Origin of the sequence: Streptacidiphilus anmyonensis, from assembly GCF_000787855.1 — a bacterium.
Lineage (GTDB): Bacteria > Actinomycetota > Actinomycetes > Streptomycetales > Streptomycetaceae > Streptacidiphilus > Streptacidiphilus anmyonensis.
Window position 1 is genome coordinate 105,936 of sequence record NZ_BBPQ01000013.1, and the last position, 10,370, is coordinate 116,305.

General features: G+C 75.0%; 9 protein-coding genes, 1 tRNA gene and 1 pseudogene. 8 read left to right on the top strand and 3 right to left on the bottom strand.

Features of this window, described 5'->3' with window-relative positions; all coding sequences use genetic code 11:
* The 6 genes and pseudogenes from TR50_RS49735 to TR50_RS15420 all read left to right on the top strand — a co-directional run.
* Window positions 1-790 (top strand): Ig-like domain repeat protein (locus TR50_RS49735; protein ID WP_052441016.1); only part of this gene is annotated, 790 nt, incomplete at its 5' end.
* A 172-nt stretch (window positions 791-962) separates the two neighbouring features.
* Window positions 963-2,387: a hypothetical protein gene (locus TR50_RS42550; RefSeq protein ID WP_152648412.1), complete on the top strand. Its 1,425-nt coding sequence runs from the start codon at window positions 963-965 to the stop codon at window positions 2,385-2,387.
* Window positions 2,384-3,899: pseudogene (locus TR50_RS15405) on the top strand (hypothetical protein). The gene TR50_RS42550 and the pseudogene TR50_RS15405 overlap by 4 nt, the downstream one beginning before the upstream one ends.
* A gap of 71 nt (window positions 3,900-3,970) precedes the next feature.
* A complete protein-coding gene (locus TR50_RS15410; RefSeq protein ID WP_042420963.1) occupies window positions 3,971-5,350 on the top strand; it encodes an AAA domain-containing protein in 1,380 nt (459 codons plus the stop codon).
* A 141-nt stretch (window positions 5,351-5,491) separates the two neighbouring features.
* Window positions 5,492-5,842, top strand: a complete 351-nt coding sequence (locus tag TR50_RS15415; protein ID WP_042420848.1) for a DUF8844 domain-containing protein — start codon at window positions 5,492-5,494, stop codon at window positions 5,840-5,842.
* Between the two features lie 141 nt (window positions 5,843-5,983).
* Window positions 5,984-6,574 (top strand): bifunctional DNA primase/polymerase, encoded by a 591-nt coding sequence (locus TR50_RS15420; RefSeq protein ID WP_084700337.1) that lies wholly within the window; start codon window positions 5,984-5,986, stop codon window positions 6,572-6,574.
* A gap of 32 nt (window positions 6,575-6,606) precedes the next feature.
* Here TR50_RS15420 and TR50_RS15425 read toward each other — a convergent pair whose 3' ends face one another.
* Window positions 6,607-7,515, bottom strand: a complete 909-nt coding sequence (locus TR50_RS15425) for a PhzF family phenazine biosynthesis isomerase (RefSeq protein WP_042420966.1) — start codon at window positions 7,513-7,515, stop codon at window positions 6,607-6,609.
* 141 nt (window positions 7,516-7,656) lie between these two features.
* Between TR50_RS15425 and TR50_RS15430 the strand changes: the two genes are divergently transcribed.
* Both TR50_RS15430 and TR50_RS15435 read left to right on the top strand, forming a co-directional pair.
* Window positions 7,657-7,730, top strand: a tRNA-Lys gene (locus TR50_RS15430).
* A 68-nt stretch (window positions 7,731-7,798) separates the two neighbouring features.
* Entirely contained in the window at window positions 7,799-8,470 is a 672-nt protein-coding gene (locus TR50_RS15435) for a nucleoside/nucleotide kinase family protein (protein WP_042420850.1), read from the top strand.
* 73 nt (window positions 8,471-8,543) lie between these two features.
* Here TR50_RS15435 and TR50_RS15440 read toward each other — a convergent pair whose 3' ends face one another.
* Together TR50_RS15440 and TR50_RS15445 are read right to left on the bottom strand one after the other, a co-directional pair.
* Window positions 8,544-9,107 carry a dihydrofolate reductase family protein gene (locus TR50_RS15440; RefSeq protein ID WP_042420851.1) on the bottom strand — a complete coding sequence of 188 codons (564 nt, stop codon included), beginning with the start codon at window positions 9,105-9,107 and terminating at the stop codon, window positions 8,544-8,546.
* Between the two features lie 55 nt (window positions 9,108-9,162).
* Window positions 9,163-10,092 carry a sigma-70 family RNA polymerase sigma factor gene (locus tag TR50_RS15445; RefSeq protein WP_042420852.1) on the bottom strand — a complete coding sequence of 310 codons (930 nt, stop codon included), beginning with the start codon at window positions 10,090-10,092 and terminating at the stop codon, window positions 9,163-9,165.
* Between the last annotated feature and the right edge of the window lie 278 nt (window positions 10,093-10,370).

A 10,370-nucleotide genomic window follows, 5' to 3' on the forward strand; every position in this document is an offset into this window, starting at 1 on the left:
CCGCACCCTGCCGGACACCACCCCACTGACCACCACCGACTCCCGCCTCATCGTGGCCGCGGGCGGCGGCGGAGCCGGCTGGGCCGGTCAGTGCACCGGAAGCCCGGGCGGGGACGCCGGCCAGCCAGGAGCCGACGCGACCTGCAACGGCGGCACCGGCGGCGGCCCGGGCACGTCCACCCAGGGCGGGACCGGCGGCACGGGCGGTGGCGGGGTGTTCGGCGGCGGGAACGGCGCGCTCGGTGCCGGCGGCACCGGCGGCGGCCCGGGCGCCTCCCTGACCGGTGGCGCCGGAGGCGGCGGCTACTACGGTGGCGGCGGAGGCGGCAACATCAACCCCTTCATCTCCCCGAGCGGCGGCGGGGGTGGCGGAGGCGGCGGCTCGTCCCTGGTCCCCGCCGGCGGCACCGGCCCCACCGCCACCAGCGCCGCGCCGGGCATCACCATCAGCTACACCACCCCGGGCAAGCCCGTGAGGACATCCCTGACCGCGATGTTCTCCCGCACCCGGGTCGGCCTTCCGGTCGTGCTCAGCGACCTTGTCTGCCCGGCCGATACGGGCGCCACGACCAGGCCGACCGGCACCGTCACGTTCACCGACACCACCACCGGCAAGACCCTCGGCACCGGACGCCTGTTCCTGTCCCTCGGCAACTGCGCGGCGGCCGGGACCGTCACCGCCTTCCGCACCACCGGCACCCACATCATCACCGCCGTCTACAGCGGCGACACCGTCTACCAGAGCAACAGCGCCAGCCCCGAAACCACCACCGTGACGGTGACCGGCTGAGAACGCCGCAGGAGCGTCGGCTCCGCCGTGGGGCGGGGCCGCGCGCCGCGGTGACAGGAGTCGCGGCCGCGTGACCGCCGCGTGACGACTGTCCCGATCAGTCGCACGGGACACCCTCGGACCGGGACTTCCGGGACGGATGTCAGCGGCAGGTGCAACACTGGCGGGCACCATGAACCACAGCACGCATGCACGGGTCGATCAGCCCCTCACCCCCCTCGAAACGCGGTTGGCCGCGCTGCGCGGGGGCGCCGCCGCGCGCAATATGGACGCCCGGGCGCTGGCGGCGCTCGCGGCCAATCCGGGGTGCGACCGGCGCGCCGTGCTCGACGCCGCGGGCGTCGACAAGGCGGCGCTGGCGACGCGGTTGGGCAGTCCGGCGACGTTCGGGCAGTCGCCGTTCGCGATCACGCGCGGGCTCGTCTTCGAGCGCCGGCTGCGCGCCGAGCGCTGCGCCGAGCTGGTCGCGCTGCTGCGGGCCGAGCTGCTGCCGGAGGCGTCGGCGCAGTCGCCGGTCGAGGTGCCGGACCTGCTCCCGTCCGAGGGCCCGGCGGTCCGCGCGACCCGTACGCGCGTGGCGCTGGCCGAGGCCACGGCGGACGCCGCGGCGGGCCGGGCCTGGACATTGCTCGACCGCCCGCTGCTGCGGCTGGACGTCGCGGGCTCCACGGTCTCCCTCGAGCCCGACGCGATCGTGGTCGGCCCCGACGGGCGGTGGACGGTCGTGGAGATCAAGTCCTTCCCGATCCTCGACGGCAGCGCGGATCCGACCAAGGTGGGCGCCGCTGCCCGCCAGGCCGCCGTCTACGTCCTCGCGCTCCGCGCCACGGCGGCGGCGCTGGACGCGACGGGGGCAACGGCAGCGGCAGCGGCCGAGAACGGTCCGGGCCTCGTCCACCCGAGGTCGAGCACCGGTCCGGCGGCGCGCCCGCACGCCTCCGGCGCGGGTGCGGACATCCCGGGCGCGGACGTCCCGCGCACCGCGGGCTCGGGCCTTGTTCCGACAAACGCAACGGCTCACGCCGCCGCGCACGTGCTAGCGGCGGGCCTCCCGAGCGCAGCCACACCCGGCGCGGATGGCGCCGCAGCGCGCGGGACCGCTTCCGGCAGGGGCCCGGAGACGGCGGTGCCCGCAGGGGCGGCCGCCCCTGCGTCTCCCTACGCCGAGCCCGTCGGCCTCGCGGCGGCCGTGCGGACGACGGGGCTGTTGGTGTGCCCGCGCGACTTCTCCAACGTCGCCGTCGCCGCGCCGCTCGACCTGCGCAAGCAGCTCGCGGTGACGCGGCGGCAGTTGGCGCGGATGACGCGGATCGAGACGCTGCTGGCGGCGCTGCCGGAGACGGTCCGGCTGGACGAGGCTCCCGAGGCGGTGGACAGGCTCGCGCACACGTATGCGCCCGAGTGCCTGGCCGCGTGCGAGCTGGCGTTCCACTGCCGGACGCAGGCCAGGGCGGCGGGCGCGGTGGAGGTGCTGGGGCGTGGCGTGCGCGGGGAGTTGGGCAGCCTGACCACGGTCGACGCGGCACTGGCCGCGACGGCGGGCGACGGGGCGCTCGCACGGGCGGCCCGGCTGCGCGAGGAGGCGTTGGCGCGATGAGCCTGCTCACCACGCTGGCCCGGTTGGAGGCGGTGCGGGCCGGCGTCGCACAGCCGCTCGCGACCGTGCGGCACCGGCATCTCGCCGAGCGTCCGTTCGTGCTGGTCCCGCTGGCCGCCGCGGGCGAGACGGGCGCGCCGCTGGCGATGCTGCTCGGCCAGGACCGGGAGAGCCCATGCCTGCTGACGGTCCCCCAGCCGCTCGACCGGGACCTGCGCTTCGCCTTCCTGGCCCGGCTCGGCGATGAGCTGCTGCCCTACCTGGAGAGCTTCGGCGAGGACGTCGAGCTGCTGGAACGGTCGGTGAAGGACCCGGAGTCGGGCGAGAAGACCGTGGAGGTGCGCGAGCTGTGCGCGGACGCGCCGCAGTTGGTCGTGCCGAACCCGGGCGCGATGGAGCTGTTGGGGCTGTTCGGTCGGTCCACCCGGTTCCGGCGCACGGCCGAGGACGCCGATCCCGGTCCCTACCCGGTGCCGGCGCGGGTCCCGCTGCTCGGCCGGTGGCTGACGCACCTGTCAGAGCGCTCGAACGTGCCGGGCTCGTCCATGCTGCTGCCGCTCACGACGGCGCTCTCCCACCACTGGGCCACGGGCCAGAGCTCGTTGGAGGACGCACATCTGGGCGCGCTGCTCGCGTGGATCGCCCCGCCGCAGGGCGAACACGGGGAGCGGGCCGCGCTGCGGGCCGAGAACGGCCGGGACGAGCGCGGGCAGTTGCTGGTGCCGCCGGCCGGTCCGACCACCGACCCGGCCTTCGACAGCCTGCTGCTCTCCCCCGCCGTCACCCGCTTCGACGCGGCTCGCGCCGCGCAGGACGAGCCGCTGACGCAGGCTCGCGCCCGGGAGGTCGAGGCGCTGCTCCAGTCCGTGCTGCTGCCGGTGTGGCACCAGGTCTGGCAGGGCATCGACCTGCTGCGCACGCTTCCGCCGGCCGCCCACGTGACGGAGCGCTGGGAGAGCGACCGCTGGTCCTACACCGGCCGACCTCGCCCGGGTCGCGGCGGGCGAGCCGCCGCAGCCGCTGCACGACGACGCCGTGACGGCCGCGCGGAAGCTCGCGCAGCGCGAGCGCGAGCAGGTCCGGGTGGATCTGGAGGAGGCGCTGGACGACCCGCTGGCCATGGCCGAGCACCGGCTCGCGGGACAGGCGTTCGCGGGCGAGGTCGTCGAGGTCCTGCCCGCCTACGACACGAGCGGGCGCAGCCCGAAGCCGCGCCCGCTGGTGACGGTCCGCACACAGGACCGCCCGCATCTCGATCCCGGGGGCGAGGTGCATCGCGCGGGCGGGCCCGCCGCACAGCGCGCCGAGCTGGTACAGCTCGACGCGGAGGCGGGACTGCTGACGCTCCGCCTGCTCAGCGGCATGGGCCGGAAGAAGGAGCCGGAGCCCGGCACGGTGCCGGAGGCGGGCGAGCAGGTCTGCTTCACGCTGTTCGAGCTGTCGGCCCGTCAGTCCGCGCCGCTGCCCGAGCCTGAGGACACGCCCTGGACCCACGGAGGGCCGCCCAAGTGACCACGCTCCCCGATCCGGCCGCCTCGGCGATCCCGTCGCCGTCGGCTGCCCCCTCGCCGTCGGCGGGACCAGTGCCGTCCGCGGGACCGTCGCCGTCACCGGAACCCTCGCCGTCACCGGGCGAGCAGGCGGACGCGGCCGTCGCCGCGATCCTCGCCTCGGCGCTGCACGGCGGCGAGCGCGGTACGGTCGTCGACTCCCCGCCGGGCGCGGGCAAGTCGACGCTGGTGGTCAAGGCGGCGCGCGAGCTCGTCGCCACCGGTGAGCGGCTGATGATCGTGGCGCAGACGAACAGCCAGGTCGACGACCTGGTGGACCGCCTGGCCCAGGCCGATCCGGGCCTGGCGGTCGGCCGTCTGCACGGCAGCGACGCGCTGCCCGCCGAGGTCGCCATGCGGCATGCGGGCGTGGTCGCCTCCACCAAGGCGGCGGACCTGCGCGAGCTGCCCGTCGTCGTCGCCACGGCGGCCAAGTGGCAGTGGGTCAAGGACACCGAGCCGTGGCGGCACGCGATCGTCGACGAGGCCTACCAGATGCGCTCGGACGCGCTGCTGGCCGTGGCCCGGCTCTTCGAGCGCGCGCTCTTCGTGGGCGATCCGGGCCAGTTGGACCCGTTCAGCATCGTCGGCACGGACGACTGGGCGGGCCTGCACCACGACCCGTCGCAGAGCGCGGTGGTGACGCTGCTCGCCCACAACCCGGGGATCGTCCCGCACCGCCTGCCGGTCTCGTGGCGTCTGCCCGCCTCGGCCGCGCCGCTGGTCTCGGACGCCTTCTACCCGTTCACGCCGTTCCGCGCCGGCACCGAGCCGGGCGACCGCCGCCTGGAGTTGGGCCCGCCGGCGCCTCCTCCCCCGCCGGGGCTCGGGCCCGTTCTGGCCCGCGCGGCGGATGAGGTGCTGGACGTCGCGGCGGAGTCCGGCTGGGGTCTGCTGGAGCTGCCGGCGCGGCTGACGGTCCGCACCGATCCGGAGGCGGTGGCCGCGGTCGCGGCGGTGGTGGCCCGGCTGCTGGCGCGCGGCGGCGAGGCCCGCTCCGAACGGGGCTCGGCTGCCGTCGACGCGTCCCGGATCGCCGTCGGCACCGCGCACCGCGACCAGGCCGCGGCGGTCCGCGGCGCGCTGGCCGCGCTCGGCGTCACGGACGTCACCGTCGACACTGCGAACCGCCTCCAGGGACGCGAGTACGACGTCACCGTGGTCCTCCACCCCTTGTCCGGCCGCCCGGACGCGACGGCGTTCCACCTGGAGACAGGCCGTCTCTGCGTGCTCGCCTCACGGCACCGGCACGCGTGCATCGTGGTCACCCGTGCCGGCATCTCCGAGTTGCTGGACGCCCACCCGTCGACCGAGCCGGTCCAACTCGGCGTCGTGTCGAAGTTCCCGGACGGCTGGGAGGCGAACCACGCGGTGCTTGAGCACCTCCGGCGGCACCGGGTGGCGGCGGGATGAGGGGGGCGCCCTCCTCCGGTCCTCACCGGGCGGCCTTCCCGGGAATATCCGCAGCGCATCGCCCTGTTCCTCACGCGGTGGCGTGGCCGGACAATGGAGTGTCGGCACGCACCGTCCCCTCGTCGTATCAGGAGGTTTCCGATGTCCGACTCCTCGGCCGAACGCTCGCCGCAGCGGAGGCTCCGGCCTGCGCCGCTGCTCTTCGAGCCCGGGCTCGCGGAACCGGAGGCGGAGCACTTCTTCGATCTGGAGTCGATCGAGGACCCGCGTGAGCTGCTCGCGCGGGCGACCGAGCTGACGCTGGCCTTCCGCGCGGCGGCGGAGAAGGCGAGCGACTTCCAGGCGCTGGCCGCGGCCCAGCTCGCCGACCCGCGTCGGTTCGACAGCCTGAGCCTGGAGGAGATCGCCGCCTCGGCGGACTGGACGCCGGACTATGCCGCGAAGATGGTCGAGTACGGACGCGGCCTGCAGCAGCGCCGACCGGTGGACTGAACGGGTCGACCAGTACGCGGCATATGCCAGGAGCCATATGCCAAAGGCAGCGGATAGTACTCGGTCCACCCCTCCCCTGTCCGGGATTCAGATGTTCCCGAGCCCGGCAAACCGCGCGCTCGATACAGCTGGACCGTGGACATGTGGACCTACGACTCCGTCGAGTACGTGACCGTGGCCGGTGAGGCCTGGCTCGCCTCCGCCAGCGAGTACCCGCGGAGCATGCGTGCGCTGTGGGAGTCGCGCCCCTGGGCGGCGACGGTGCTGCCGTGTGGGCGCGTCTTCGACGTGATCAACATGCCGGGCCTGTTCGGGCGCCGCGTCCTGGACGAGCTGTGGTCCTCCGGGCCGGGCTGCGGGCCGGTGGCGACGTTCCGCGGGCGGATCCTGGTCTTCGCGGAGCCCGGGACCGCGGCGCGGCTGCGTCCGCTGCTGGTCTGGGAGGAGTGGGCGCGCGACGTGCCGCCGCTGCTCTGCCACGGCCCGGGCGACGCGATCACCGTCCCGCCGTTGCAGCGGCCGCTGGACGCGCCCGAGGGCCAGGGGCGCTGGGTCGTCGCCCCCGACGAGCGCGAGCCCTGGCTGCCGGGGTCCTCGACGTTGCTGTGGGCGTGCGTCCGCGCCGCGCGCGACCTTCCGCGCGACGCGGAGCAGTCCCAGCCTGTGGAGCGGGCGGGCTCGGCGCCGGTCGCGGTCGAGCCCCTGCCGAGTCCGGTGCCGCTCCACCGCTGAACCCCCGCGCGTCGGCAAGCGGCGGCGGAGCCTCAGAGCGGCACAGCGGTTCCGGACACGCGGATGCGCCCGGTGTCCGGCACGGACGCGACGGTGAGCGTGCTCGGTCGCCCCATGTCCTCGCCCTGCCGGATGGTGATCGCCCCCGACGCCGGCAGCGCGCCGAGCTCACGCAGATAGCCGCCGAAGGCCGCGGCCGCGGCGCCGGTCGCCGCATCCTCGACCACGCCGCCGATTGGGAACGGGTCACGCGCGTGGTAGAGCTCCTCGCTCTCGCGCCACACCAGCTGCAGCGTGGTCCAGCCGTGACGGCGCATCACCCCCGCGAGGCCGTCGAAGTCGTAGTCCAGCGCGCGCAGCCGCTCACGCGTCGCGGCCGCGAGGACGAGGTGCTCCACCCCGCCGAAGGCGACGTGCGGCGGCAGTGACGGATCGAGATCCGTACGCGACCAGCGCAGCGCGGTGAGCGCCTCGTCCAGTTCGGCGTCCGCGGCCGGGCGGGTCCGGGTGGGAACACTGGTGAGCGTGGCGCGGACGGCCTCGGCACCGCTGCCCCCGCCGGTGCCGTCGTCGACGGTTTCCCGCCCGGTGTCGAGCGTGATCTCGCCGGCGTTGGTGGTGAAGACCAGAGGTCCCGTCCCGAGGCGGTCGGCCAGGGCCACGGCCGTGGCGACGGTCGCGTGGCCGCAGAAGTCGACCTCCGCGAGCGGGCTGAAGTAGCGGATCCGGAAGCGGCGGGCGTCGTCGTCGCGCTCGGTGACGAAGGCGCTCTCGGAGTACCCCACCTCGGCGGCGAGGGCGAGCATCTCGGAGTCGCCGAGCGCCCGCGCGTCCAGCACCACGCCGGCCGGGTTTCCGCCGGAGGGGTCCGCAGAGAAGGCGGTGTACCGGAGGACGTCCGGGACGGGGGCTGGGGCCGGGGAGGTTCCGGGAGTCGTCATGGCGTCCACGCTGGCACGGCCTGAGCCGCCGCGGCAACCATGATCCAGGAGCGGGGCGGTCCGACGGCCGGCTGGTCGGGTGGCCGAGGGGCCGATTCGGCGTTTCGCGCGCTGTTCATGTAATGTCTTCCACGTCAGCAGGCGCCGCTAGCTCAGTTGGTTAGAGCAGCTGACTCTTAATCAGCGGGTCCGGGGTTCGAGTCCCTGGCGGCGCACAGACATCCGAAGGGCTCCCTCGTCAAGGCGAGGGAGCCCTTCGGCGTTGACGACAGGCAGGAGCGCGATGGACAGGGAACAGGTGGTCGCGGCCGCTGCCGCGCTCGTGCCCCCGCCGGGCGGCCGCTTCCTCCTCGGCATCGCGGGCGCACCCGGCGCGGGCAAGTCGACGCTCGCCGTGCGCGTGGTCGCCACGCTGTGCGAGCGCCTCGGCCCGAACGCGGCGGCATACGTCCCGATGGACGGATTCCATCTCTCCAACGCGCAGCTGGACCGGTTGGGCCTGGCCTCGCGCAAGGGCTCCGCGCCCAGCTTCGACGTCTGGGGCTATGTCGCCCTGCTGCGGCGGCTGCGGGCGGCGGTGCCCGGGGAGCCGGTCTATGTCCCCGACTACGACCGCACGCTCCACGATCCCGTCGCGGCGCGCCACCTCGTCGCCCCGGAGACCCGGCTGATCGTCACCGAGGGCAACTACCTCGCGGCGGGCGCGGCGGGCGGCCCCGGCTGGTCCGAGGTCCGCGAGCAGTTGGACGCCCTGTGGTTCCTCGCCGTCCCGGACGCCGTCCGTGACGCGCGCCTCCTCGCCCGTCAGCGGGCCGGCGGACTCGACGCGGCGGCCGCGCGTGCCTGGGTCGACACCAACGACGACCCGAACGGTGAGCTGGTCAAGGCCCATGTCGGGCCGGACGTGCGGGTCGTCACGGTCGATGCCGACGACAGCACGTCGGCGAGGGGATAAGGGTCGCAACCCACACCCGCGGGCTCGCCCGCGCCGGGACGGCGGGTCTCGTAGCGGGCGAGGAGACGGCCCGTCATCGGGTCTTCCTCCGGAAGCGGGTGAGGACGGCCGCGTCGATCTGCTCGGCCGACAGGCATTCCAGTTCCTGGTGCGGGCCGGCGTCGGGGAACAGCCGGCTGCCCGCGCCGAGGGCGGTGGGGAAGGTCAGCAGCCGGTACTCGTCGACCAGGTCCGCCGCCATGAGCTGGTGGACGACACCGAGGCTGCCGGCGACGACCACGTCCCGGGGCTCGCGCTTGACGGCGTCGACGAGCGGGCCGTCGAGGATCCGGGAGTTCCCCCACGCCGACATGTCGGCCTCGGTGAGGGTGCGGGTGGCGACCAGCTTGGGCACGGCGTTCATCCGGCGCGCGAAGGAGGTGTCCCGGGTGGGCCAGATGCGGGAGAACAGCTCCCAGGTGCTGCGCCCGAGCAGCAGGACGCCCTCGTCCAGCGTGCGGCCGAGCCGGAACTTGTCCCCGGCGACGGCCTCCGGGCCGTACCGGAAGGCCCAGCCTCCGAGCGGCGTGCCGCCTCGGCCGTCCGGATCGGACACGATGCCGTCCAGGGTGGTGAATTCGATGACGACGACGCTCATGACGGGTTCCCTTCGAGTCGGTGTCACCGATACGTACCGGTGACACCGCCAGGACTCATCGGTCCCGTGGGGAGAGCTTCCGGGGAAGGCCGAAGGAGGCGAGAACGCCCGGGTCCGCGAAGACCACGTTGCGGGTGATGAGCCCGCCGACGACGGTGAAGACCTGGAGGGTGTGCAACCGCAGGCCGTCCTGCGGATCCGGCGCGTAGGCGGCGAGGGCGGGCTGGCCGTTCGCGGTGAGCGGCCGCATCGCCCAGCCCGTGCCGCGCAGCGCGAAGACCCGGTCGAGGAATCGGCCGTAGTCGGCGCTCCCCCGGTACCACAGCGGAACGGGCGGCATCTCCAGCACGGCGTCGTCGGCCAGCAGCCGCACCAGCGCGGGGACGTCGGCGGCCTCGAAGGCCAGGACGTAACGGCGGATCGCCTCGCGCGTCTCGGGGTCGTCGGGCTCCCGGACCGCGCCCGGCTCGCCGACCGCGCCCGAGAGGGTCGCGCGGGCGCGCTGCAGGGCGCTGTTGACGGCGGGGACCGTCGTGCCGAGGTGCGCGGCCACCTCCGCGGCGCTGAACTCCAGCACCTCGCGCAGCACCAGCACGGCGCGCTGACGTGCCGGCAGCAACTGAACGGCCGCGACCCAGGCGAGCCGCAGGTCGGCTCGCGCCTCCACGTCGAAGCGGCCGTCAGGGAAGGGCTCCAGCCAGGGAATGTCGGCCCTCGGGGTGAGAGGCGCTCCCGGGTCCTCACTCGGTGCGCCCAGCCCCGACGGGAGCGGCCGCCGGGCACGCGCCTCCAGCGCGGTGAGGCAGACGTTGGTGGCGATCCGGTAGAGCCAGGTCCGCAACGAGGCCCGCTCGGGGTCGTACCGGTCCCGCGCCTTCCAGGCGCGCAGCATCGTCTCCTGCGTCAGGTCCTCGGCCTCGTGGACGGAACCGAGCATCCGGTAGCAGTAGGCCACCAGCTCTTTCCGGTACGGCTCAGCGTCCACCCGTCCATCCACCGGCCCATCATCCCGCAGCCCGCCCGCGCTGTCCGCCGCGCCGGACACGGGCGGAGCACGCGAACCCGGCATGCAGGACTCGGGACGCGGAGCCCGCCCGACCGACGCCGGAGGAGGCACGGGACGCCCGGATACCCCGGGGTGCCCGGGGGTGCCCGGGGTGCCCGGGGACGTCCGGGACGCGGCGACACCGATCGCCGACTCACGGCGCGAGCCCACCCTCCTCCTCCCCCCGGCCGGCCGGGACGCGGCCCGCCAGGCCGCTC

Excerpts from the sequence above, each read along its gene's own strand:
- TR50_RS42550 (WP_152648412.1), top strand. The coding sequence starts at position 963 with ATGAACCACAGCACGCATGCACGGGTCGATCAGCCCCTCACCCCCCTC.
- TR50_RS15415 (WP_042420848.1), top strand. The coding sequence starts at position 5,492 with ATGTCCGACTCCTCGGCCGAACGCTCGCCGCAGCGGAGGCTCCGGCCT.
- TR50_RS15420 (WP_084700337.1), top strand. The coding sequence starts at position 5,984 with ATGTGGACCTACGACTCCGTCGAGTACGTGACCGTGGCCGGTGAGGCC.
- TR50_RS15425 (WP_042420966.1), bottom strand. The coding sequence starts at position 7,515 with ATGACGACTCCCGGAACCTCCCCGGCCCCAGCCCCCGTCCCGGACGTC.
- TR50_RS15435 (WP_042420850.1), top strand. The coding sequence starts at position 7,799 with ATGGACAGGGAACAGGTGGTCGCGGCCGCTGCCGCGCTCGTGCCCCCG.
- TR50_RS15440 (WP_042420851.1), bottom strand. The coding sequence starts at position 9,107 with ATGAGCGTCGTCGTCATCGAATTCACCACCCTGGACGGCATCGTGTCC.